The following is a 22,764-nucleotide window of genomic DNA, read 5'->3' as shown; positions in this document are numbered from 1 at the left end:
AAATGATTGTGTTTCGCAGACGGTTGGGCAAGAATTGTCAACGTTACCTAATCCAGGTCGCGAGGATCGCTCGGGTCAGTCCAATAGCGTACATCAACTGCGGTTTCTTTGTCTCACCGGCCTGTCGCTCTTCGATCGTGATCGGGATTTCCTGAATCCGGAGCCCATTCTTGCGCGCCTCAATAATCAACTCAGGGGCACTAAACCGTTCTTCAGTTAACTTCATATCCTCAAGTCCAGATGCACGAATCGCTCGGAACCCGTTCGTGCAGTCCGTGATCTCGGACTTCGTCAGGGCGTTGATCAGCCACGTGAATGACCTAATTCCACTTTCACGAACGACTCCGTTGCCGGTCTTGTTTTCACCCTTGTACCGCGAGCCCATCACGTAGTCGGCTTCGTCGTCGATTACGGGAGAGACCAATCGTTCGAGCTCCTCGGCCGGATGCTGGCCGTCGCCGTCCATCGTAACGACGATGTCGGCCTCCTGTTCGAGCGCGATCTGGAAGCCCGTTTTCAACGCGCCGCCCTGCCCTTGGTTGACGAGATGTTCGACGACGACGGTCCCGTTGTACCTGGCGTTCTCGGCGGTGTCGTCAACGGAGCCGTCGGAGACGACCACCGGCTGAAGGGTATAGCCGCGGATGGTGTCCGGAAGCGATTTCACGACGGACGTAATCGTCTTTCCCTCGTTATAGGCCGGGATCACGACGAAAATCGTCCGCTCGCCGCCGTCCATTTGCGGCGCCTGATCGGCGGAGATATTTCTCACGAGATCGGAAAACCGCGCGTTCGTCTCTCGAACCATCGAGAGGAGATGGAGGATGATCGCGAGGAGGACGAACTGTGCGAGCATCGAGAGCAACACGAATCGTCCATCGATATTGAGTGCGGCGCCGATAGAATCGTATACGCCCGGAAGTACCACGAAGATGAGAAGACCTACTGCGAGCGCGCCTGCGATTATCAGGTCGGATTTGACGAAGCGGGTTCGATACCGTTCGAACCCCCACGCGAGAATACCGACTGCGACACCTCCGAGAGCGAGATCTAATGCTTCAACCATCTCAGTTCACCTCGAGTGTTATCATTCTCGGGATTAAATCTAGTCTCCTAGAGGCAGATAAACATCTCCGATTCTGGCTTTCCATACCACTAGTTATTCTATAAAAATGCAGTCATAATACTACCGGTATAACTTAAATCAGCTCTGCTACTAGCTATTCTAGTAGCCTCGAGACTGATTCCGCGACGGAGTGAGTCGGTTCCCACCCTAACCGCTGCGTCGCCGTAGTGAAATCGACCGCGAAGTTCTCGACGAGCGTTTCGTTCCCGCGGGGGTTCTCGACGAGTTTGACGTCCGGTTCGAACCCGTGTTTCTCGACAGCGGTCTGCTGTACGACCTCTGCCGTCGCCATTACCGACAGATCTTCGTCGCTGGCGATCTCGTATTTCTCCACGCCCGTCTCTCCCTGCTCCAGCTGCGTCAGCAGCCGTTCCGTGCTCCGAACGTACGCTCGAGCGACGTCCTTCACGTGCACGAAGTTCCGCGACTGCGTCCCGGGTTCGTACACGGTCAGCGTCTCCTCGGAGAGCGCCCGGTTCACGAAGAAGTTGATCACGGTGGGCTTCGAGACCGTCGTGCCGTCGACCTCGTGTTCCCCGTAGAGATTCGACTTCATATACATGTGGGCGGGGAACGCGCCTTCGGCGAGCGTCTCGACGGCGCGTTCGCCGAGCACCTTCGTTCGTCCGTACCAGTTCATGGGATCGCGCGGGTGGTCGACGGTGATCGGGAACGACTGCGGATCGCCGATCGAGGCCATACTGAACGGGAAGACCAGCCCCGCGCCCGTCTGCCGGCAGAACCAGGCAACGTTGTTCGTCCCCTGAACGTTGACCTCGTAGGCGAGGTCGCGGTTGGAGTCGCAGTCGTCGACGCCGCTCAGCGCCGCGAGGTGCAACACGACGTCAGCGCCCTCGAGCGTTTCCTCGAGCGCTCGTCGGTCCCGGATATCGACGTGCTGGATGTCCACGTCGCCGACCGACGACACCTGGCCGCGATACTGGTTGTCGAGCGCGACGACGTCCCACTCCGGATGCTCCGCCTGTAATCGGTCGATGACGCGACTGCCGATGAAGCCGGCGCCACCAGTTACTGCGATCGTGGCTGTGTCGGTCGATGTCATGGGTTGATCGGTTGCGTGATCGCGGCCGATTGAAGTTCGGTTCCGGAGCCCTCGAACTGCGCGATCAGATCGCAGACGCCGTCTCGCAGCGTCCACTCCGGCTCGAACCCGGTCTCGGACAGCCGATCGAAGTTAACGTGGTAGGACGGCCCCGGTTGCTCGTCCTCGAGATACGTGATCTCGAGTTCGGAGTCGAGCTCTCGATTGACGAGTTCCGCGATATCCGAAATCTGGTAGTTCTGATCGGTGCTCCCGACGTTGTAGACGTCGTGCGCCCACTGATCGGGGTGGAGCGCCGCGTGCTTGTACGCACGGGCGGCGTCCTGAACGTGAATGAACGGTCGCCAGTTGTTCCCGTCGCCGTAGACCGTCAGCGGACGGTCGGTCAAGCCGCGGAAGACGAAGTGATTGACGACGAGGTTGAAACGGACCCCCGGCGAGTAGCCGTAGTTCGTACTCATGCGCAGGGATGTCGCATCGAACCCGTGCTCTGCCGCCGCGTCGTTAACCAACTCCTCCGCCTGCACTTTCGATTCGGCGTAGGGATTGAGCGGTTCGGGCGTCGTCGTCTCGTCGATGTTCCGGCTCGCGGCCCGACCGTAGTTGTTACACGACGAGGCGAACACGACGGAGTCGACGTCGAACTTGCCGGCGGCGGTCACGACGTTCTCTGTGCCGTCGTAGTTGACCGCGAACGTCTCGTCGCGGCGATCGTGAGTACTCGAGGCACCCGTGATCGCCGCGAGGTGGATCACGCGGTCGACGTCGCGCATCGCGGTCTCCACGTCACCGTAGTTGCGGATGTCACCGCGAACGAACTCGAGATCGTCGCCGACCGACCCCATCAGCGTCCGCGGGGAGCCAGACACGAGCGAGTCGAGGACGACGACCTCGGAGACGGCCTCGTCCTCGAGTAGTTGCGGCACGAGCACGCTCCCGATATAGCCACAGCCGCCGGTGACCAGCACGCGCATGCGTCAGTCCTCCGTGAGGACGCCGGGCAGGAACCGGTCTTCGTGGGCGGTGATGACGTCCTCGTACTCGACGAGCGTGCCGAGGAGCGACCGCATTCCCTCTTCGAAGGTCGTCGACTGGCCGCCGATAAGATGGTCGTATCGGTCGTTCTCCATCACCATCTTGTGCGTCTCGTCTTCGTCACGGGGATTTTCGAAGTGCTCGACTTCGACGCCCAGTTCGAACTCGTTGGCCACGTCGGCGATGGTCTCGGCGATTTCGACGATGCTGATCTCGCGGGTGACCTGATTGTACACCGTGAGGTCCGACGGCCGGTCGTCGGGGTCGGCAAGCGCCAGTTGCGCTAGTCCCTCGACGGCGTCCTCGAGCGCGACGAACGGCTTTCGCTGCTCGCCTTTCCCGTAGACGGTCATCGGATACCCGGCGACTGCTTGCGCACAGAACCGGTGTGCAACGACGCCGAAGTAGTAGTCGAAGTCGAATCGAGTCGACAGTCGGGGATCGGCGTTCGTCTCTTCGGTCTCCGTCCCGTAGGTGATCGCAGTACGGACGTCGGAGATCGGGATCCCGAACTGTTTGTGGGCCAGTCGCATGTTCGCCGCGTCGTGGCTCTTCGTCAGGTGATACCAGGAGCCCGCCATCGCGGGGAAGGGGACCTCGTCGCGCTCGCCCTGATTCTCCATCGTCGCACCGCCCTCGGGAATGGGGAACTCGGGTGCGCCGTAGACGCCGGTGGTCGTCGTTTCGATGAAGTGCGTGTCCGTGAGGTCGTGTTCCTCGAGGCCCCACAGCAGGTTCCGAGTCGCCTGGAGATTATTGTGCTGGGTGAAATTGGCGCGCTCGCCGTTGATCTGCGAATACGGGGCAGAGGGTTGGGCCGCCGTGTGGACGATCGTATCGGGTTCGTGGACGGAGAGGAGTTCATCGACGAACTCTCGTTCCACGAGATCGCCCTCGACAAACGAGAGGTTCTGAACGCCGTGTACCTCTCGTGCGGCGTCGAGTCGCTCGTCGATCGAGCCGATCGGGAGCGCGCTCGTCGAGCCGACCGATTCGACCCACTCCCGTCGAGCGAGATTATCGACCGCAATGACGCGGTCATCCGTTTGCGTTGCAATTCGTAACGTCGTGGGCCAGCCAAGATAGCCGTCTCCTCCGGTGATCAGAATCGTCATATCTAACGATACAAACACAATCCCAGTGAGATCAAAAAGATTGTTATTCGTCCTAAATCGATACTGTTTTGACCCATACAGATTCGGCTAACATGTCAACTCTACCGATAAATTTTCATTGAGGATAACGTTTAAGCATAGGCAAAGAAATGATTGAGAGCATATGACTGATTCAGCGGTCACAGCGACGGACGATCAGGAAGCAGAAGCTGACACCGATACGGACCATCTCGATGAGGTCCCGGATGGCGCGGGATGCGTCGAAATCTGGGAGAAAATCAGTGAAGCCCGCGACGACGACTGATCGGCGGGACTATTAGGCCCTCAATTCGCGGTTCTGCAGGCACCGTTCGAGGTCAACCGTCGGTTCGTAATTCAGACGGGTTCGCGCGCGAGTGAGATCGGCCTGACTGTCTTGGATATCCCACTGTCGTTCCGACGCGTATGTGAGTTCGGCGTCGGGATTCACATGCTCTCGAACGTGGCGAGCGAGGTCGCCGATATTCGTACGAGCACCGCTGCCGACGTTGTAGGCGTCGCCGGTGTGCTGCGTCGTGGCTGCGCGGAGGTTCGCCTGTACGACGTCGGACACGTGGACGAGGTCGCGCGTCTGGGATCCGTCGCCGAGAATCGTCAACTGCCCCTCGCGAGCCTGTTCGATAAACGTCCCGACGATGCCGCGGAACGCCGTATCCGACGCGCGTTGTCCGTAGATGTTGAAGTAGCGGAGCACGACGGTCTCGAGGTCGTGGAGGTCGTTCCAGAGCCGCGCGTACTGGTCGACCGTTAATTTCTGGACGCCGTACGGAGATGTGGGCTGTTTCGGATCGGTTTCGTGAACGGGGAGATCCGCGGGTTCTCCGTACACTGCGGCACTCGAGGCGACGATCACCCGAGCGTCGACCTCGCGAGCGGCTTCGAGGAGCGTGAGCGTGGCGTCGACGTTCACCGCCTGTGTCCCGACCGGATCCTCGATCGACGCTGACGCGCCTCTCGCCGCGGCCTGATGGAAGATGATGTCGACGTCTTCCATTGCGCGACGAAGCGCCGTTTCGTTTCGAATATCCGCCTCGATGATCGTGGCATCGTCGGCGAGCCGGTCTCGGGAATTCGTCTGAAAGTGATCGAGCGCGAGTACCGTATTGTGGTCGACCAGTGTATCGACGAGATGGTTCCCGACGAACCCCGCCGCTCCCGTCACGAGCACCGTTTTGCCGCGGAGAGTGGGCATGGTGACTACTTCAGCGTACAGGCTACTGATTGTTGCTGTCTTGGCCTATACACTTTGGAAGAATGTTCCGGCACGCTGATTGTCAGACTCCTCGGCCGGACCGGAAGGCTCGTCGCCGAACCTACTCGACGGTGACGCTCTTAGCCAGGTTTCGCGGCTTGTCGATCGACCGGCCGAGTCGGTTCGCGACCCAGTAGGAGACCAACTGTAGTTGGATATTCGCGAGAACGGGCGTGAATCGCGGCCCCGCCGAGGGGACCTCGAGCACGTGATCTGCGTACTCACTCACTTTCTCAGGTACGTCAGTCACCGCGATCACGGGTGCGTCTCGCGCCTTGACCTCCTGGACGTTCCCGAGCGTCTTCGCTGCGTCCCGCTCACTAGTAACTAGTGCAAAGACCGGTGTTCGATCGGTCACTAGTGCTAGCGGACCGTGTTTCAACTCGCCGGCAGCGAACCCTTCGGCGTGTTTGTACGTGATCTCTTTCATCTTCAGCGCGCCCTCAAGCGCGACGGATTCGTTGAACCCGCGACCGATGAAGAAGTACGCGTCCGAGTCCTCGTAGGTCTCGGCCACCGCGCGGGCGTCCGACTCGTCCAGCACTTGCTGGATCTGATCGGGGAGGGCCCGCAATCGTTCGACGAACGCCGGGGAACTTTCCGCCGAGAGGACGCTGGACAGCATCGCCAGCGCGACCTGCTGGCTCGCGAAGGTCTTCGTCGCGGCGACGCCGATCTCCGGGCCGGCGCGGATATACATGACGTGATCGCATTCGCGCGCGGCAGAACTCCCGACGGTGTTGGTCAGTGCGAGGGTCGTCGCGCCGACGCTGTTCGCTTCCCGCAGTGCCCGCATCGTATCGGCGGTCTCGCCGCTCTGTGTCACGCCGACGACGAGCGACGACTCGTCGATCGGCACCCGGTCGGTTCCGAATTCGCTGGCCAGAAACGTCTGAGCTGGGATTCCCCGCTCGCGCAATAGTTCTGCACCGAACATGGCAGCGTGATACGACGTACCGCAGGCGACGAACTGCACCGGCTCCGAGAGTTCGAGGTCGGCCAACTCCTCGACGACCACCGTACTATCGAGTTCGGTGACCCGCTCGCGAAGACACTGTCGGATCGCCTTCGGCTGTTCGTGGATCTCCTTGAGCATGTAGTGATCGTAGCCCGACTTCCCGGCGTCTTCGGGATCCCACTCGACCCGTTCGACGGCCGTCTCCACGACCGCGCCCTGCTCGTCGGTCACCACGATCCCCGACGGGTTGACGCGGGCGAACTGGCCGTCCTCGAGGTAGACCACGCGATCGGTGTACTCGATGAACGCGGGGACGTCGCTGGCCAGGTAGTGGCCGTCGTCGCCGATTCCGAGCACGAGTGGCGACTCGTGGCGCGCCGCGTACACCGTCTCGCTGCCGTCGAACACGGCGGCGACGGCGTAGCTTCCCTCGATCCGCCGAACCGCCGCGCGGAACGCTTCCTCGCGGTCCGCACCGGTCTCGAGCGCACTTGCGATCAGGTGCGGGACCACCTCGGTGTCGGTCTCGCTGGTGAACTCGTGGCCGTCGGCCTCGAGCTCTCGCCGGAGTTCCTGGTAGTTCTCGATGATCCCGTTGTGGACGACCGCCACCCGCGAGCCGCAGTCCGTGTGTGGGTGGGCGTTCGCGTCGGAGGGCGGCCCGTGAGTGCTCCAGCGGGTGTGACCGATCCCGGCCAGCCCCTCGATGGTGCTGTCGGACACCGCCGACTCGAGAGCTGAGACCTCGCCCTCGCGCTTGTGGATCGCCAGCGACGAATCCGTCACCGCCACGCCGGCGGAGTCGTAGCCGCGATACTCCAGTCCCGAGAGCCCGTTCATCAGTACGTCCAGTACGTCGCCGCCGTTGCCCGTGTATCCGATAATGCCACACATTACGATCGCACCTCCGTACCCTCCGAAAGCGTTCCGCGAACCGTTGCGCCTGCCTCCACAGTTACCTCCGGACCCACGACGGCGCCCGGCACGTACGTACAGCCGCCCTGATCGTCGACTCGATCGCCGAGCAGCGCGCCGAGGGACTCGTCCTCGAAGATCCGGTCGCCGACTCTAACGTCGCCAGGACCGCCGGGGATCGTCGTCCCGTTACCGATCGAGGCGCCGACACCGGTGACGCAGTCGACCACGGTGGCCGACGCACCGACGCGCGTGTCCGCGTCGATGACGCTCCGTTCGACGACCGCGTTCGATCTTACTGTCGCGTTCTCGCCCAGACACGCGTACGGTCCGACGACGGCGCCGGCACCGATCTCGCAATCTGGAGCGACCACGACCGGTTCCCGTACGACGGCCGATTCGTGGACTGTCGCCGATTCCGCGACGTTCTCCGTCCGACTGCCGTTGATCAGTCCGGCTTCGAAGAGTTCGAACGAAACATCCAGCAGGTCCCACGGGTACGTCGCGTCGACCCACAGTCCCTCGGAGACGGTTCCTCGGACTGCCTCATCGGACGCTAGCAACTCGTTGATAGCGTCGATTAGCGACTGTTCACCCGCACGCGGTTCGGCGGCACGAACCGCATCGAAAATCGCCGGTTCGAACGCGTACACCCCAGCATTGAACCGGTACGTACGCTCGTCCTGTGGATTTTCGACGATCTCGGTCACCTCACCGTCATCGAGGATGACGCCGCCGTACGAGCTGACATCGACTCGGTTGAGCAGACCGAGTGTGGCTACCGCCGAGTTGTCATCGTGGGCCTCGAGCACGTCGCTAATGACTGTGCTCTCGACGATCTGGTCGCCGTTGACGACGATGGTCGTCCCGTCGACCGTCGACTCGGCGGTCAGCAGCGCGTGGCCGCTCCCGAGTTGCTGGTCCTGTGTCACGTACGTGAGTGGAACGTTCCGATACGTCGAGCCGAAATGCGCCTGGACGCGATTACGCCTGTAGCCGACGACGACAGTGATCTCCGTCACGCCCGCCTCGAGCAACTGGTCGAAGACGTGCTCGAGAATCGGTGTCGTCGCCGCCGGAAGGAGGGGCTTGGGCCGATGTTTTGTCAGCGGCCGCAGCCGCGAGCCCTCGCCTCCGGCGAGGACCACTGCGGACATAGAATCCATGTGACTAGTGGGAGACAACGACCCTCTTATTAGTATTGGTTTAGGAAAGTACAATATTTATAATCAGGCTATGGTCTACAGTAGAATTATATATACGGGAACAGTATAGAGGATATTTGATATGATTGTAGCATCACGAATCCGTTATTATTGAGGTGACTGGCCTGTCACTAGTGAAGAACCTAGTATCTCTTTTCGGATATTCGCACCTACGTTTGAGAACTGTGTGTTCATAAAACAATCCTTGGTATCTGTATCGGCTGAATATCTCCCTAAGAGCTTATCAGCTTATTTTGCCATATATCGGACAGCATGCGCCAAGGAGAAGGCGCCATCACTTTGTATCTATTTATTGAAGCATTTGGAGGCACTTTCCCGCTGATTTTGCGATGAGGAAAACTCGTTTCAGGACGGTTGATGGGAACTCCGACGCCGTATGTGATCCGTGCGATACGCCGGTTGTACAGATCTGGCAACGGTCGAGCACTGGCTCGCCATCGACGAGTTGAAATCTCCGTTTGAATACCGTAGCGTTCTCAATGCACGGCCGTGGAGAAGGTACCATGCGAGACCAGCGCGTCCTGATAACAGGCGGAGCAGGCTTTATCGGCTCTAACTTAGCGAACCACCTCGCCGAAGACAACGACGTCATCGCGATCGACGACGAGTACCTCGGGACGCCCGAGAACCTCGAGGACGCCGTCGACTACCGCAACCGGAGCGTCCTCGAGGACGACCTGCCGACGGACGTCGACGTCGTCTTCCACCTCGCAGCGCTGTCCTCCTACGCGATGCACGAGGAGGATCCCACGACGGGCGCCCGCGTGAACGTCGAGGGCTTCGTCAACGTCGTCGACCAGGCCCGCCAGGACGGCTGTGACACCGTCGTCTACGCCTCGACCTCCTCGATCTACGGCAGCCAGACCGAACCCTCCCCGGAGGACATGCCCGTCGCGGTCAACACTGGCTACGAGGCGTCCAAGCTCGCCCGCGAGCGCTACGGCGAGTACTTCGCGAACCACTACGACATGGACGTCGCCGGGATGCGCTTCTTCTCGGTCTACCAGGGCTACGGCGGCGCCGAGGAACACAAGGGCGAGTACGCCAACGTGATCGCCCAGTTCGCCGACGACCTCGCGAACGACAACCCGCCGGCCCTCTACGGCGACGGCACCCAGACCCGGGACTTCACCCACGTCGACGACATCGTCCGCGGCCTCGAGCTCGCGGCCGACCACGAACTCACCGGCGTCTACAACCTCGGGACGGGCGACGCCTACAGCTTCAACGAACTCGTCGACATGCTCAACGACGAACTCGGCACCGATATCGACCCCGAGTACGTCGCAAACCCCATCCCCGACTCAGTGTACGTCCACGACACTTGCGCCGACTCGAGCAAGATGCGCGAGGAGACCGGCTGGGAACCCCAGATCGACCTCGAGGAGGGCGTCGAACAGGTCTGCGAACCCTATACCGAGTAGCACTGCTCCGGACGGCGCGATACCGGCCCACGCCGCCGACCGGCACCGATAGCACGATCCCCCGTTGAACCCCGCTGTACGACCGGAGGCGATCCACGACTCACCGTTCGATACGCGGCCCGAAACGCTGCGAACCGCTAAGTCCTTCCCGTCACCTCGTAGGGCCATGAGCGTTCGCAAACGGGTGCTGGGCCGGATCGAACGGACGATGACGTACTGGGGGCTCCTGGAACACCCCTTCGGCATCGAGTACGTGCGAGACCACTACTCGCCGACGGGCAAGAAGATAAAGGCGACCGAAGAGACGGTCGTCGAGATTCCCACGGTCGGGCCGTCCGAGTCGGACGCGTAGCGCCGCCGGCCCCGTCCCACCGACACAACGCCCCGCCGCTCGCGAGCGGGGAGTCGAACCGCGGGCCTGCCGACCGACACCGAGCGCACTCCCCTCGACTGCGACGCGCCACGCGGACTCGCGTCCCTCGCTGGACCGATGGCACCGGTCGGCCGTTCTGCCGGACTGAACGACAGGCTCGACTCGCGTGAGCACTCCGACCGCGATCGAAACGTCACTGGGTGTTACCCCCGCGAGACGAGACCGTTTCCCGAGTCGACGACCCGGAGAATCACTCGAGCCATTCGCTCGTGAACCCGGCGATCGCCTCGAGCGTCGTGAGCGCGGCGAGGGCCACGAGCACGGCCACGAGTACCGAATCCGTTGTGACGTAGGCGGCGAGTCCCCAGAGGATCGACGCCGCCGCTGCCGCCCCGCCCGGCGAGCCCGGCGGCGCCAGTCGGTCGCGGTCGTCGTACTCGTACCGTTCCGGGTCACTATCGCGTGCGGATCGCTCGTCGACCATACCGGTGGGTTCCACCGCCACGCCACAATGGCTTGTGCCCGCGCGTGCGGTCGGCACCGCCGCGAAGCGGGTGGCACCGATCGGAACGCTCGAGTCGGATACGGTCGCGTCACGGAACTGGACGCTCGCGGCCAGTCACGGGCGACGGAAGCAAGTGGCGGGAGTCCGACACACTGATAGCGCTGCGAACGAACCGGCGACTGTGGGCTGCACCGCAATCGACACACCACCGCGAGACGGCCCACACCGCGGTTTCGGGAGCGAGGGGGAACCGCTCGTGCCTCGCCGTCCGGTGATATATCATGTTTGCTGATAGTCGTTATTCCAAGATAATTGGGTGGGGCTGAGTCACATGGCCGTCGGCGCATCGGTGGCCGTCCGAACCGAACGCTCGAGTCGACGGAAACCGACGACGTGGTCGACGCGCGGACGGTGAGCGGTCGAGAAATGGGGGTGGAAACACTCGCGGGATCGCCGCACACCGCAGATGCACGCGGGGGGACGCGTTGCACCGCAGGAGCTCAGTTCTACCGGGTCACCCGCGAGTGTGTGTAGTGGTATCACACCACAATATAAAAACAATTCCCCTGAAAGACTGCGCTGCTGTAACGACTGCCCCTCGAGTGGCCGCCGAACTGACGTATCCAAGGCGGGCCGAGCAGGCGAACCCGGCGGGGTCGACGATCGACTGCGCCACTGGCGTCGTCGAGAGACAGTCCGACGCGTTCGACGCTGCTGTCGACCGCGAGTGTCGCAAGGACACCTCTTCTCGAGGAGGTCGACAGTGCTGACACCGACAGTGACTCGACCAAGAAGCGCACCGAAACGGCTGGGAGCCGAGCTCGCGCTCACGGACGAAAGCGAAAGCAGGCTCGAGTACCCACGCTACAGGTTGCCGCAGCTGCAGACGGTCTCTCAGGGGGCGACCCATGGCGTCACTCGAGGTCGTCGATCAGGGCGACACCGGCCGCTGAAGTGGTTTCGCAAAACGGACGGTGCCCGGACGCACCAACGACGTTAGCCTGAGAGTTCCAGCGACCGAACCGAGAGCTGGTCGTTCCAGCCGTCATGGTTCGGACCGACCGAGACGAGTTCGTCGTACATCCGCTCGTTCATCACATCGAACGTTTCAATTACAGTGAGGAACCGCTCGGTCGGCGGTTCGTGCTCCGCTGCCCACCAGACCGGATGCGTCAGCACCTGCATAACGTCTGTTGTGTCACGCCTGGTTATTCCCTCGATCGGTGCTCCCTCGCGCCACCGGCCGGCGGAGTCGGAGATGTACGCCGACATCAGGTCTTCGCTATAGGCGTTGACCATTCCCGCTATCGTCGATGGACCCGCGAGTACTCGGTCCACCGGTTGGTGGAACGAAAGTGACGTGATAGGCCCGATACCGATCGATTCCAGCTGACGCCGAGCGGCTTCGATTTGCGTTCGTTCCGCGTGAGACAGACCGCTCTCACCGGTCTCCTCCGCTTCCCAGTCACTGCTTGCTCCCCAGTCCACAGCACAGTGGAGACCGATTTCGTGCCCTAGCTCCGCGATCTCGCACAGCTGCTCTCGCTCGGTGGCAACGTCGTACAACGGCGTATTAGGAATGACCATATACGTCGACTGAACGCCGAACTCGTGTTCGAGCTTCGCCAGCTCGACTGCCCGGTCGATGCAGACGTCGATGTCGTGTCGCATGAACGCCGCGCGCTCCCCGTTCGAACGGCAGTCGGGGTACTCCGAGAGCGTACGTACCTCGTAGTTCGTCCGGAGCGTCCGGAGCAGTTTCCGGTAGTAGTCGTAGCTGAAGTTTTCAGCCCACCCATCCAGGGGATCGATGCTGAGGCTACTCATGGTCGGTTATCGAGTGGAGGAGGTCGTACGTCCCGTCTGCTCCGAGATTCATGAGTGCATCAACGATCGATAAGTTTGGGACGAAGTCGCCGAACCGCTGTTCGTACTGCGGGTGATCGATGGACTGATACTCGAGGGCGATATCCGCCGCCTCGAACTGCGTCCGATCATTGTACGAGCGAGCGCCCGTTCCGGAGAAGTACCGATCGGCGCCGAGTTCGTCACAGAGGTCGACGATTCGCTCGCTGCTTGTCGCATCGACGTCGAGGTCCGACGAGCGGACGAATCGGCACTCGAGCCCGAGTCGATCCGCGAGGGTTCGAACGAGGAAGATATTCAATTCACACAATAATTCCCACGACTGTGCGTACGTCTGCTCGAAGATCTCGCTGACTTCGTCGAAATACACGGCTTTCCCGTAATTCTGCTGGAGACTTTTTTCGTGACTGGTTCGCCAACTGTCGTCGGCGATCTCGGCGTCCGCGATCGACCTGCTGGATCCGCGAACGGGCACGGTGAGCCATGTCCATCCGTCGGGCGTTTTGATCTTGTTACGGTTGATCCAGGAGTTCGACGTGTACTCGACGGTGTCGAGAAAGACGAAGACGTCAGACCGGTGGATCTTGTGAAAGTAGCCGAGCCAGGGCAGATAATTCGGTTGATGGATGGCGACGGTGAAATCATCCGTGTGGTAACTCCGCCCGTCGGAGGTCCCTTCGTCAAACGTGCTCATTGGGAATCACTCCGTGGGACGCAACAGGAACGAGCACCAGGGACGGCACAGGTAGCAAGGTGGTCGATCGTGCGGACGTCCGAACGAGTGGGACGAATCGACTCGTCGAGGACCGGTGAGACGTCACTCGTCCCCCGCTCCTGAAGTTCACTGGCTCTGTCCGAGTCGATCCAGCCACAGTTCTGTTGCCTGTCCAATTTCATTGATAGTACGATCGGAGGAGACGATCAACTGTACTATTGTTAATGTGTTTTTGAACTGTATATGAGATTCACATGACGAACGAGTCACTGTGATGCGCGCGAAGGGCGTGACTACCGTATGAACTGGGTCGTCGCTACGTCTGATGCGTACCCGTCGCGATCTAGTTGAGGGAAATCGAAAGGTCGGATAGCAAGAGAGGCACGGGTCGACCGACGTAAGACAGCCTAGTTCGGCCGAACCGATCCAGCACCCACAGTTGTAGCGTACAACACACTTCAATCCGATACTACGCGCTCGTAAACCAGATCGATCTGATCCGCTTCCGACGCGTCGGATACTATCCTGCTATTTCGCCGCGAACCCGACGGTCCGCAGATGCGACGCCGATCGACGTGGCTGTCGCCTCGCAGCGACCGAACTCCGTGTCTTCAGGGCGGCTCATGGGGTTGTTTACGAGTCGTCTCACTGGCGGCGTCGCGACGGCCTTACTGGCAGGCATACCCATCCTCCGTGCGTCGGGCGAGATCGTCTGTAACGAGCGCCGTGAGCAGCGGCAGTAGCGTGAGTTTCGGCAGTCCCAGCATCTGCTGGAGTTCATCTACGGTCGCGTTCTCCTGCACCAAGAGAGCCAAATAGACGAGTTTGGCCTGTGGTGACGTGAGTTCGTCTGGCACCGCTAGTCGCTGTTTACTCGTGGACATCATAACCGGAAGAATCGGCAACGGGTTGATACATAAATGTCGGCTGAGACCTGTCTGCACGTCACACACCAGGAAGTAACAAGGCCCACCCCAGCAGACGGAACCCCAGTCTCACAACGCTGGTCGGTGAGCTCTAAACCAGGCTCACCGAAGATGATGCCCACGAGTTCCGCTGTGAGACGGCCCCGTGAGTCGCGACAAGCCAGACGGAGAGTCTGACTCGCCTTCATCTCCAGAGATCGCTTCAGGGATAAATTCATTCAGTTAATATAATTTGGATTGACCATCGGACGCTCCATAGGGGGAACGTCCGATCGAGAACCCACTCGCTCTGGGTCATCGCCGCAGTTCCGTGTTGGCCACCAGTCTTATCTGTTAGATGATGGTTCCAGTAGTCGGCAGAAGACAGTCACAGTCAGCCGCCACTGATCGGGATCAATCGTTCGGTCCGGCCACGAACTACTCTCGAGTGTCAGAAGGGGGCTTTGATGCCAGCCTTGGCTGGCATCGGCCATTCAGGGAGTCACAGGGCGTGTCGACTAGGGAAGAGGTTTGAAAAAGATGAGTGCTCGCGAACCTACAACAGCTCGTGGCACGTCTGGATTACCGATCAATTGGGCAGAATGATGGATTCTGATGGCCGTCATAGCCTGATAGCACCGCGACCGATGCTTACCATTGCACGCTTGACAGTTATGGGCACTCTCGACGCACTCTCAGTGACCCCACCTCGAGGCCGGTCCCCATGGCTCCCGCGATCGTCCACTTCCTCGTCGGCGCGTCGCTGCTGCTCGTCCTCGCGACGCCGGTCGCGTTGCACGACGAGCGCGTCCGACGGGCGGACCTGTGGCTCGTCCTCGCGGGCGGCGTGTGGGGGCTGGGCCCGGACCTGCACAACGTCGCGCCGGTGTTCCGATCGCAACTCCGTGCGTTCCACGACTCCCTCTGGGCGACCCCGTTCGCGTTCCACTACGCGCTCGACAGCCAGGCCGCCCGGGCGCGGCCCCTCGCGGGAATCGCCGCGTCGATCCTCCTGTTTTGCCTCGCCGTCGGCGGCTTCACGGCGGCCGCTCGAGCCGACCCGAAGCGGGCGCGACGCACGCGACGGGTCGTCTCCGAGCTCGGCATCCCCGTCGCGGCGCTGATTGCGGCCGCGATCGTCGGCGCGATGCTGTCCGCGACCGGGCGCGTCGAGACCGCGGCCGCGCTGGTCGGCGCCGACGGGACCCTGGCCAGCGCGGCCCTGCTGCTCGTCGCCGGCGTCGCGGGGAGTTACGCCGTCGCGATAGTGGTTCCGGACCGCCACGCACGCCAGCCGATCGTCGGCTCGCTGCTCGGGCTCCAGCTGGGGCTCGTCGCCTGGGTCGTCGGAATCGTACTCGTCCTCCCGCTGTGGGCGCGGGTCGTCCTCGAGGCGACCCCGCCCGTGCCGCTCGTCGACTGGCCGAGCCTGCTGGCGCTCGCGGTCGCCGGGACGCTGGTCGGCGCCTGCGTCACGACCGTGCGTCGGGTCGCCCTGCCGACGCCGGCGGATCGCTGACCGGGGCACGCGCTACTCGAGACCGCCACGCTGTCGAACGGACCGCACTGTGACGACGCCTCGAGGCGACCGCGCCGCAACTGATCGGTTTCGAAGCGGCCGCGACCGTCGCCGTGCCGTACCCGCGCTGTCGGCACTGCACGCGCTCCGTTGTCAGCTGCGAGGCGGCCCGGCAGATCACTCCCGCTACCGGACGCGAACACGTCCGAACCGTCGGATTAGGTATTCGAAGTCGGAATGTCCGATCCGCAGGCGGTGCAGATATTCGGTTGCCACGGAACGGTCTCTTTAATGGATGTCTCGTCACCACACTCCGGACAGACAGCGGTCAGTTGCTGCTCCAGATTTTCCCCCATGCTGTAACTGTTAGTATAAGCACTAATGAAAGTTTCCTATTATAATATTTCTCTGGGAACTGCTGTTAGAGCATCCGTAAACGCCGATAATAGAGGGGCAGAATGTCGTAATCAGAAGACACTCTCAGTCCGAAAACTCCGAAACTATGGGTCAACGCCCGGGATTGGAATCGCCGAGTGACGTCACCGAGTCCGATCGTCGAGGTAATTCGCAGTTGTGACGATCCGCCGTTCCCGTTGCACGTGACGCAACCGAGCGCGAAACCGCACGACGTGCCGACGGTGTTCTCGCACAACGGGTTAGGTGGACCCAAACTATGGCCGAGGGGGTGGACGTGACGAGCAGACTCACCCGAGTATGGCAAGCGAATCGTCCTCGAGGAGCGACGTCCACGTATCGCCCAGCCGGTCCGTCACGATCCGCTGTGACGGCATCACGCACGAGTACGAGGGCCGATCCGGCTGGATCGGCTCCGGCTCCGACCGTTCCGTCACGGCCCTCGAGGACGTTTCCCTCGAGATCGAGACCGGCGAGGTCGTCGGGCTGATCGGACCCAGCGGCAGCGGGAAGTCGACGGTCCTGCACGTGATCGCCGGCCTGATCGAGCCCGACGACGGGACGGTCGAACTCCTCGGGGACGACCTCACCGCCTGTTCCGAGCGCGAACGCACCCGCATCCGCCGCGAGCGGGTCGGCCTCGTCTTCCAGCAGTTTCACCTCCTCCCGTCGCTGACCGCGACGGCGAACGTCGCGCTGCCGCTCGTACAGTTAGGCTACAGTCGGACGGAACGACGCCGGCAAGCCGAACGGAGGCTCGAGCAGGTCGGACTGGGCGATCGCACCGGTCACCGACCCGGCGAACTCAGCGGCGGCGAACGGCAACGCGTCGCGATCGCCCGCGCGCTGGTGACCGACCCCGACGTGATCCTGGCCGACGAACCGACCGGTGAACTGGACACCGAAACCGGACAGGCGGTCCTCGACGATCTCGTCGACGCCGCTGCCGAACGGACGGTCGTCCTGGCGACCCACGACGAGCGGGCGGTCGACCGCATGGAACGCGTGGTCTCCCTGCTCGACGGAGCGGTGGTCGACGATGGCCGATGAGGGATCGACCGACCGCTCCGCGCTCGGCCGCTGGCTCGCGATCGTTCGCTTCGCCGCCGGACGGATCGCCACGCAGGCCCGCCGAACGCCGCGCCGGACCGCCGTGACGGTCGGGCTCGTCGCACTGACGATCGCGCTGCTCGTGATCGTCACCGGGATCAGCGTCGCGCTCGCGGGCGACACGGCGGCCGACGACAACGCGGCCGATCTCCGCGTCGTCCCCCACGAGGGCGGCACCTTCTCCCCGGTCGTCGGGGTCGAGGGGCCGCGACTCAGCGACGTCCACGATCGAACCGAGACGATCGACGACCGGGACGACGTCGACTACGCGACACCAGTGCTCATGGAGGTCGTTCGCGCCCGATCGCCCGAGGGGAACGGGTCGGTGAACGTCATGGCCGTCGGCGTCGTCCCGCGCGAGTCGTCCCCGCCGGTCGGCGGCGTTCCGACGGCGGCCCTCGAGCCGGGCGATCCCCACTACGCGAACGGGAGCTACGACGGTCCCCAGACTGGCGACGTCGTCCTCTCGACGTCGGCGGCCGACCAGCTCGAGGCGTCCGAGGACGCGACGCTGGTGGTCTCGAGTGCGGGGATGAACGCCACCAACGGCGGCACCTACGAAGTGGCCGCCGTCGAGGACTCTGATACCGCGAGTCTCTCGAACGGGCTCCCGGTGGTGGTCCTCCGGTTGAGCGAGCTCCAGACGCTGACCGGCGCCGCCGACGGTGATCTGGCCGATCAGGTGCTCGTGGGGACGGAGTCGGACGCCGCCCGCGACGCGATCGAGGAGACGTATCCGAACGCGACGGTCGAGTCGGATACCGAGACCGGACTGGCCGCGCTGCGGGACGACGACCTCGCGCTGGCGACCAGCGCCATCACGCTGGTCGTTGGGATCGGGATCTGTACGTTGTTCGTCACGACCGCGACGGGACTGCTCGTCGAACGCGAGCGCCAGACCCTCGCGGTCCTCTCGGCGGTCGGCTTTCCTGGTCGCTCGCGGCTCGCCATCGTCACCGTGATGACGCTGACGCTGACGGTCGTCGGTGCCGCGGTCGGGATCGCGCTCGGCTACGCGGGCGTCGCGATTACGAACTGGGTGGCGACGTCGACGGTGACGTCGTCGCCGATCGCGACGACCGACCCGCTGTTCGTTCCGTACGCGCTCGCGGTCGCGGTCGTCGCCGGCCTGTTCGCGTTGCCCTATCCGCTGTATCTCACGCGGAAAACCGACGTCGTCGCCGAACTCCGACAGTAATCATGACACACAGACTCCGCAAACTCGCCGCGACCGCGCGCCTCTCGGCGGCCCAGCTCCGCCACGAGATCGGGCGCTCCGTGCTGGTGATCGTCGCGATCGCGCTGGCCGTCCTCGCAGTGACCCTGCTCGCGGGGCTCGGCCTCGGCGTCCTCGAGACCGGGCAGGATCGCTTCGACGATGCCGATCAGGACGTCTGGATCTCGGGCGGCGCGGTCGAGCTCACGGCCGGCGGCGGCATGGAGAACCCGATCGCCGACTCCCATCAGCTCGCGGCCGATATCGAGGAACGCGAGGACGTCGAGAGCGCGTCGCCGATCGCGTTTCACGCGATCTACGTGGGCACGGAGCCCGAGCCGTCGGAGCTCGAGCTCGTCTCCGGCGTCGGGGTGCCCAACGAACACGGGGGACTGACCCTCGAGGAAGGCGACGGCTTCTCCGAGGGGGACGTCCACTACGGCGAGGGCGACTACGACGGGCCGATGACCCGCGAAGTGATCGTGGATCCGCGGATGGCCGACCGGTTCGACATCGAGGTCGGCGACACGATCTACGTCGGAACGAGTCCGTCGGCCGCGGCCGAAGAGGAGTTTACCGTCGTCGGCATCTCGTCGTCGTACTCGCAGTTTCTGGGGACCACGACCGCGACGATGCCGCTGAGCGAACTCCAGGAGATCACCGGAACGACGGGGTCGGACCGAGCGGCCTTCGTGACCGCGACCGTCGCGCCCGGCGCCGACCGAGACGCCGTCAGCGACGAGCTACAGGGGGAGTATTCGGAATACGACGTGCGCACGAGCGAAGAGCAGTTCGAGTCGATGTTCGAAGACCAGGTCCTGTTGCTGGCCAGTGGGACCGCCCTCGTCGTGCTCGCCGTCATCGCGGGCGTGGTGTTGACGGTCAATCTCCTGGCGCTGGTCGCGTCCCGACAGCGCGGGGAGCTGGCGGCGTTGCGCGCCCTTGGACTCTCCCGGTGGCTCCTCACGGGGATGATCGGCGGCCAGGGGATCGTGCTCGGGCTCTGTGGCGGCCTCCTCGGACTGCTCGCGACGCCGCCGGCCGCGTTCGCCCTGAACCACCTCGCCGCCTCGCTGGTCGGCTTCGAGAACCTGTTGCGGACGCCGCCGATCGTCTACCTCGCCGGCGGAGCGATCGCCGTCGTCGTCGGCACGCTCGGCGCCGCCGTCGCCGGCTGGCGCACCAGTCGGTACGCGCGCCTCGAGCAGCTCGCGGAGTGACGCACGGCCGGCGTGATCCGCGAACCGAGACAGGGGTACTCGAAGAAACGAGACGGGACGACGATGGGGCCCTTCCCTCGCGGCGGTCGTCCGCTCCGGTCGATCCCGTTCACTCCTCGGTCACGTTGACCCAGAGATGCGCGTGATACTCCGTCGTCTCCGTCGACGGCTCCTCGGGTACGTCCCCGCCGGGATAGAGCAGCCAGACGAGCCGAACGTTCTCCCCGGTCATCGTCGGCTCGACCTCGTGGGGATGGTGCCAGCTCTCGTTGTGGTCGAGTTGGGTCTCGAACCGGTCGAGTTCGCGTTGCTCCTCGACGGTCGTCTCGTTGTCCTCGACCGAGACCCGCTGTTCGACCAGGACGACGGTGTAGTCGACGGTCCGATGTTCGTGGTTGTCGACCCCGAGGACGAGCTCCTGACTCTCGCCCTGCGTGAACTCGGTCGGATAGTTATCGGCCGTGAGCTCGCCGTCGTCGTCCTCGGTGAGGATGTAGACGGCCGAGAACTGTTCGCCGTCGGGCGGCACCGCGACCGCGTAGCCGACGGTGCCGACCGCGAGCAACAGGGAGAGGACCAACACGACGTTCAACGCGGCGTCCGCGCGGGTGTCCGGCTCGAGCAGTTCCGCGCGACCGGCCGCGTACCACGCGCGGTAGGGGACACGGAACCGCTCGTCTTCGGGGAGTTCCCGCCGCCGAACGGCGGCGACGACGGTCGCGCCGACGGTGAACGCGCTGACGGCGAGCATGATCGGCACCAGCCGGATCCCCCACGGCGTGAAGTTCAACACGAGGCCGATCAGGGGGGTGACGGCGATGCTGAGGCCGAAGGAGAGCGCGACGCGTTCGATCCCGTCGATCCCCGAGCGGTCGTCGAGGAACGAGCCGACCGGGAGCGGGCCGCCGTCCGTCCCCTCAGTCGGTTCCTCGCCGCCATCGACGTCGGACGGCGGGTCGGCGGTCGGTTCGTCGCCGGCTTCGGGAAACAGCGCCGCGATGAACGCGTAGCCGGGCACGAAGAGGACGAAGGCGAGCCCCAGCGGGACGCGGAGCGACGTCTCGCGGAGGACGGGCGCGAGCGCGGCGACGTTCGTCAGGACCACGAGCGCGAACACGGCGGCGAGGTCTGCCGGGAGCGTCCGAACGGGCCGCGGAAGCAGTGCCACCAGCGATCGCGTCTCAGTCATTGGATTCCACGTACTCTCGACGAGCCCAAAAGGGAACCGGTCATCGCGTGTGACAGATCGCCGCACCCGCAGGCGCCGACGCTCGCGACCGTCGCTCGAGCTATCGACGTCTGGCTTCCGACCGCTATCGACTATCGGAATCGACGTACTAGCGCTAGCGACACGATAGCCGTAGCGATACTAGTGCACTAGTGACTATCACTCAATCTAGTCCGCTAGTGCTAGTGGAGATACTAGCGTGAGTGAGAGGAGCACAGGTCCGTCCGCCGCGACTGGCCGCGAGCCGGCGAGTACAGCGGGCGGAAAACGTCCGTGAATCGGGTTCCTATACGGAGTTCGTCGCGTTTCCATCCCTCCCTGCGGCCGAGCCGGCCGCGGTAACGTCCCGGAGCAGACGCAGCTCCTCCTCCTCGCTGATGCGATCGGAGTGGAGACACGCGTGGACGATCTTGTGCGCGAGTTCGGGATCGGCGAGCACCGACGGCGCGGTGCCTCCCTCGCGGCCGGCCGTCCCGTCCTCGCGGCCCTCGAGTCCGCGCTCGACCGCGGCCAGTCGGTCGGTGAGTTCGTCGAGTCGGTCGGCGAGTTCGGCCAGTTGCGCGCCCTCGTCCGTCCGGTCGGCTGCATCCGCGGGCGCTCGGTCGGACCGGGACGCGGACGGGTCGGTTCGCCGCCGCGCGCGGTCGCTCGGTTCGTCGCGTGACTCGTCGGTCGCGTCCCCGACAGTGCCCATGTCACCGTCCCGCTCGCTCGAGTCGGCTCCGTTGTCGGTGTCGTCAGCGTGCGGCATGCGTTCTTCCTCCTCGCCGTCGCCGGAATCGAACAGCGGCGCGACGAGCGCGTCGCGGTCGGACCAGTCGAAGCCGTCGATCGAATTGACGCGCTGGCTGATCGTCGGGCTGCTCACTCCGAGCCTGTCGGCGAGTTCGGCCTGCGTCGCGTCGGGATGGTGGTAGATCGCTCGCAACGTCTCGTGTTGTTTCTCTGTCAGCGCCGATCGGTCCAGGGAGACGTCGGTGTCCCCGTCCCGATCCGCGTCCTGCTCGGCCGGGACCGGCCCCTCGGCCGGCGAGTTCCCGGCCATACCGACGTCCGCGCTCTCCGATGTCGCTCCCCCGTCGGCCACCGCACAGTCCGAATCCGATACCCCTCGGTCGCCGTCGGTCGCGGCCGACGGCGGGTCCGCACCGCCGGCCGACAGTTCGGCGTCGTTCGATTCCGCGTCGCTCGTCGCCGCTTCGGCCTCGGACATCCCCGTTTCCGTCGTCGAACTCTCGTCCGCCGTGTCGGCCGCCAAGTCATCCCCCGTGTCGGCCGCCGGATCGCCGTACTCCTCGAGGACGCGTTCGACGGTCGCCGTCGTCGCACCGCTGACGGCGTCGGCGATCGCTTCCATCGATTCCCCCGGGTTCGCTTCCGCGTGGTCGAGGATCTTTTTGTGAATGATCGCACGCGGTGCGTTCTGTTCGATATCGAGGGTTGCGTTCGAATCGGTAGTTTCACCCATCTACTCCGGCCTTATTCCAGAACGTCACTTATAGGTTTCCGGGGACAGCGTTCCTATTCTTACCTCTGTAAT

Annotated in this window: 20 protein-coding genes; 7 read left to right on the top strand and 13 right to left on the bottom strand. The window is 63.4% G+C overall.

Annotated elements, in window-relative coordinates; genetic code table 11:
- Nucleotides 1–43: 43 nt before the first annotated feature.
- The 4 genes from HTUR_RS06085 to HTUR_RS06070 all read right to left on the bottom strand — a co-directional run bounded on the left by HTUR_RS06085 (nt 44) and on the right by HTUR_RS06070 (nt 4,339).
- Nucleotides 44–1,066, bottom strand: a complete 1,023-nt coding sequence (locus HTUR_RS06085; RefSeq protein ID WP_012942427.1) for a DUF2304 family protein — start codon at nt 1,064–1,066, stop codon at nt 44–46.
- A 154-nt stretch (nt 1,067–1,220) separates the two neighbouring features.
- A complete protein-coding gene (locus tag HTUR_RS06080) occupies nt 1,221–2,189 on the bottom strand; it encodes an NAD-dependent epimerase/dehydratase family protein (RefSeq protein ID WP_012942426.1) in 969 nt (322 codons plus the stop codon).
- Nucleotides 2,186–3,163, bottom strand: a complete 978-nt coding sequence (locus tag HTUR_RS06075) for an NAD-dependent epimerase/dehydratase family protein (RefSeq protein ID WP_012942425.1) — start codon at nt 3,161–3,163, stop codon at nt 2,186–2,188. The genes HTUR_RS06080 and HTUR_RS06075 overlap by 4 nt, the downstream gene beginning before the upstream one ends.
- A 3-nt stretch (nt 3,164–3,166) precedes the next feature.
- On the bottom strand, nt 3,167–4,339 hold the full coding sequence (locus HTUR_RS06070; RefSeq protein ID WP_012942424.1) for an NAD-dependent epimerase/dehydratase family protein: 1,173 nt from the start codon (nt 4,337–4,339) through the stop codon (nt 3,167–3,169).
- A 163-nt stretch (nt 4,340–4,502) separates the two neighbouring features.
- On the opposite strand from HTUR_RS06070, the gene HTUR_RS27265 reads away from it, so the two are divergent.
- Complete coding sequence (locus HTUR_RS27265) at nt 4,503–4,643, top strand: hypothetical protein (RefSeq protein ID WP_012942423.1); 141 nt, start codon at nt 4,503–4,505, stop codon at nt 4,641–4,643.
- A gap of 12 nt (nt 4,644–4,655) precedes the next feature.
- Here the strand turns inward: HTUR_RS27265 and HTUR_RS06065 are convergent, their stop codons facing one another.
- From HTUR_RS06065 to HTUR_RS06055, 3 genes are all read right to left on the bottom strand, one after another.
- On the bottom strand, nt 4,656–5,570 hold the full coding sequence (locus HTUR_RS06065) for an NAD-dependent epimerase/dehydratase family protein (RefSeq protein ID WP_012942422.1): 915 nt from the start codon (nt 5,568–5,570) through the stop codon (nt 4,656–4,658).
- Nucleotides 5,571–5,691: 121 nt separating this feature from the next.
- The gene (gene glmS / locus HTUR_RS06060; protein WP_012942421.1) at nt 5,692–7,482 is read right to left on the bottom strand and encodes a glutamine--fructose-6-phosphate transaminase (isomerizing); all 1,791 of its coding nucleotides are present in this window, start codon (nt 7,480–7,482) and stop codon (nt 5,692–5,694) included.
- Nucleotides 7,482–8,669: a sugar phosphate nucleotidyltransferase gene (locus tag HTUR_RS06055; protein ID WP_049941629.1), complete on the bottom strand. Its 1,188-nt coding sequence runs from the start codon at nt 8,667–8,669 to the stop codon at nt 7,482–7,484. Before HTUR_RS06055 ends, glmS begins: the two co-directional genes overlap by 1 nt.
- A 563-nt stretch (nt 8,670–9,232) precedes the next feature.
- On the opposite strand from HTUR_RS06055, the gene HTUR_RS06050 reads away from it, so the two are divergent.
- Both HTUR_RS06050 and HTUR_RS06045 read left to right on the top strand, forming a co-directional pair.
- Nucleotides 9,233–10,153 carry an NAD-dependent epimerase/dehydratase family protein gene (locus tag HTUR_RS06050; protein ID WP_012942419.1) on the top strand — a complete coding sequence of 307 codons (921 nt, stop codon included), beginning with the start codon at nt 9,233–9,235 and terminating at the stop codon, nt 10,151–10,153.
- A 166-nt stretch (nt 10,154–10,319) separates the two neighbouring features.
- Entirely contained in the window at nt 10,320–10,505 is a 186-nt protein-coding gene (locus HTUR_RS06045) for a hypothetical protein (RefSeq protein ID WP_012942418.1), read from the top strand.
- Nucleotides 10,506–10,776: 271 nt separating this feature from the next.
- Here HTUR_RS06045 and HTUR_RS06040 read toward each other — a convergent pair whose 3' ends face one another.
- The 4 genes from HTUR_RS06040 to HTUR_RS06025 form a co-directional block, all read right to left on the bottom strand.
- Nucleotides 10,777–11,010 (bottom strand): hypothetical protein, encoded by a 234-nt coding sequence (locus HTUR_RS06040; protein ID WP_012942417.1) that lies wholly within the window; start codon nt 11,008–11,010, stop codon nt 10,777–10,779.
- A 1,017-nt stretch (nt 11,011–12,027) separates the two neighbouring features.
- Nucleotides 12,028–12,858 (bottom strand): hypothetical protein, encoded by an 831-nt coding sequence (locus tag HTUR_RS06035; RefSeq protein ID WP_012942416.1) that lies wholly within the window; start codon nt 12,856–12,858, stop codon nt 12,028–12,030.
- Nucleotides 12,851–13,591 carry a WbqC family protein gene (locus tag HTUR_RS06030; protein WP_012942415.1) on the bottom strand — a complete coding sequence of 247 codons (741 nt, stop codon included), beginning with the start codon at nt 13,589–13,591 and terminating at the stop codon, nt 12,851–12,853. The genes HTUR_RS06035 and HTUR_RS06030 overlap by 8 nt, the downstream gene beginning before the upstream one ends.
- 689 nt (nt 13,592–14,280) lie before the next feature.
- Nucleotides 14,281–14,499, bottom strand: a complete 219-nt coding sequence (locus HTUR_RS06025; protein WP_012942414.1) for a hypothetical protein — start codon at nt 14,497–14,499, stop codon at nt 14,281–14,283.
- 742 nt (nt 14,500–15,241) lie between these two features.
- Here HTUR_RS06025 and HTUR_RS06020 point away from each other — a divergent pair.
- The 4 genes from HTUR_RS06020 (at nt 15,242) to HTUR_RS06005 (ending at nt 19,996) form a co-directional block, all read left to right on the top strand.
- Entirely contained in the window at nt 15,242–16,036 is a 795-nt protein-coding gene (locus tag HTUR_RS06020) for a hypothetical protein (RefSeq protein WP_012942413.1), read from the top strand.
- Nucleotides 16,037–16,750: 714 nt separating this feature from the next.
- Nucleotides 16,751–17,500 carry an ABC transporter ATP-binding protein gene (locus tag HTUR_RS06015; RefSeq protein ID WP_012942412.1) on the top strand — a complete coding sequence of 250 codons (750 nt, stop codon included), beginning with the start codon at nt 16,751–16,753 and terminating at the stop codon, nt 17,498–17,500.
- A complete protein-coding gene (locus tag HTUR_RS06010; RefSeq protein WP_012942411.1) occupies nt 17,490–18,758 on the top strand; it encodes an ABC transporter permease in 1,269 nt (422 codons plus the stop codon). Before HTUR_RS06015 ends, HTUR_RS06010 begins: the two co-directional genes overlap by 11 nt.
- Before the next feature lie 2 nt (nt 18,759–18,760).
- Nucleotides 18,761–19,996, top strand: a complete 1,236-nt coding sequence (locus HTUR_RS06005) for an ABC transporter permease (protein WP_012942410.1) — start codon at nt 18,761–18,763, stop codon at nt 19,994–19,996.
- A 109-nt stretch (nt 19,997–20,105) separates the two neighbouring features.
- On the opposite strand, the gene HTUR_RS06000 is transcribed toward HTUR_RS06005, so the two are convergent.
- Nucleotides 20,106–21,185, bottom strand: coding sequence for a DUF1616 domain-containing protein (locus HTUR_RS06000; protein WP_012942409.1), 1,080 nt, complete (start codon nt 21,183–21,185; stop codon nt 20,106–20,108).
- Between the two features lie 325 nt (nt 21,186–21,510).
- Nucleotides 21,511–22,692, bottom strand: coding sequence for a MarR family transcriptional regulator (locus tag HTUR_RS05995; RefSeq protein WP_012942408.1), 1,182 nt, complete (start codon nt 22,690–22,692; stop codon nt 21,511–21,513).
- Nucleotides 22,693–22,764 lie beyond the last annotated feature (72 nt).

The sequence above is a fragment of the Haloterrigena turkmenica DSM 5511 genome, assembly GCF_000025325.1.
GTDB classification, from domain to species: domain Archaea; phylum Halobacteriota; class Halobacteria; order Halobacteriales; family Natrialbaceae; genus Haloterrigena; species Haloterrigena turkmenica.
This window is presented reverse-complemented; position numbering and strand designations above follow the sequence as displayed.

Coding starts and splice junctions, on each gene's coding strand:
- HTUR_RS05995 (WP_012942408.1), bottom strand. CDS start 22,692: ATGGGTGAAACTACCGATTCGAACGCAACCCTCGATATCGAACAGAAC.
- HTUR_RS06070 (WP_012942424.1), bottom strand. CDS start 4,339: ATGACGATTCTGATCACCGGAGGAGACGGCTATCTTGGCTGGCCCACG.
- glmS (WP_012942421.1), bottom strand. CDS start 7,482: ATGTGTGGCATTATCGGATACACGGGCAACGGCGGCGACGTACTGGAC.
- HTUR_RS06005 (WP_012942410.1), top strand. CDS start 18,761: ATGACACACAGACTCCGCAAACTCGCCGCGACCGCGCGCCTCTCGGCG.
- HTUR_RS06085 (WP_012942427.1), bottom strand. CDS start 1,066: ATGGTTGAAGCATTAGATCTCGCTCTCGGAGGTGTCGCAGTCGGTATT.
- HTUR_RS06045 (WP_012942418.1), top strand. CDS start 10,320: ATGAGCGTTCGCAAACGGGTGCTGGGCCGGATCGAACGGACGATGACG.
- HTUR_RS27265 (WP_012942423.1), top strand. CDS start 4,503: ATGACTGATTCAGCGGTCACAGCGACGGACGATCAGGAAGCAGAAGCT.
- HTUR_RS06040 (WP_012942417.1), bottom strand. CDS start 11,010: ATGGTCGACGAGCGATCCGCACGCGATAGTGACCCGGAACGGTACGAG.
- HTUR_RS06025 (WP_012942414.1), bottom strand. CDS start 14,499: ATGATGTCCACGAGTAAACAGCGACTAGCGGTGCCAGACGAACTCACG.
- HTUR_RS06065 (WP_012942422.1), bottom strand. CDS start 5,570: ATGCCCACTCTCCGCGGCAAAACGGTGCTCGTGACGGGAGCGGCGGGG.
- HTUR_RS06020 (WP_012942413.1), top strand. CDS start 15,242: ATGGCTCCCGCGATCGTCCACTTCCTCGTCGGCGCGTCGCTGCTGCTC.
- HTUR_RS06000 (WP_012942409.1), bottom strand. CDS start 21,185: ATGACTGAGACGCGATCGCTGGTGGCACTGCTTCCGCGGCCCGTTCGG.
- HTUR_RS06080 (WP_012942426.1), bottom strand. CDS start 2,189: ATGACATCGACCGACACAGCCACGATCGCAGTAACTGGTGGCGCCGGC.
- HTUR_RS06015 (WP_012942412.1), top strand. CDS start 16,751: ATGGCAAGCGAATCGTCCTCGAGGAGCGACGTCCACGTATCGCCCAGC.
- HTUR_RS06050 (WP_012942419.1), top strand. CDS start 9,233: ATGCGAGACCAGCGCGTCCTGATAACAGGCGGAGCAGGCTTTATCGGC.
- HTUR_RS06075 (WP_012942425.1), bottom strand. CDS start 3,163: ATGCGCGTGCTGGTCACCGGCGGCTGTGGCTATATCGGGAGCGTGCTC.
- HTUR_RS06030 (WP_012942415.1), bottom strand. CDS start 13,591: ATGAGCACGTTTGACGAAGGGACCTCCGACGGGCGGAGTTACCACACG.
- HTUR_RS06055 (WP_049941629.1), bottom strand. CDS start 8,669: ATGGATTCTATGTCCGCAGTGGTCCTCGCCGGAGGCGAGGGCTCGCGG.
- HTUR_RS06035 (WP_012942416.1), bottom strand. CDS start 12,858: ATGAGTAGCCTCAGCATCGATCCCCTGGATGGGTGGGCTGAAAACTTC.
- HTUR_RS06010 (WP_012942411.1), top strand. CDS start 17,490: ATGGCCGATGAGGGATCGACCGACCGCTCCGCGCTCGGCCGCTGGCTC.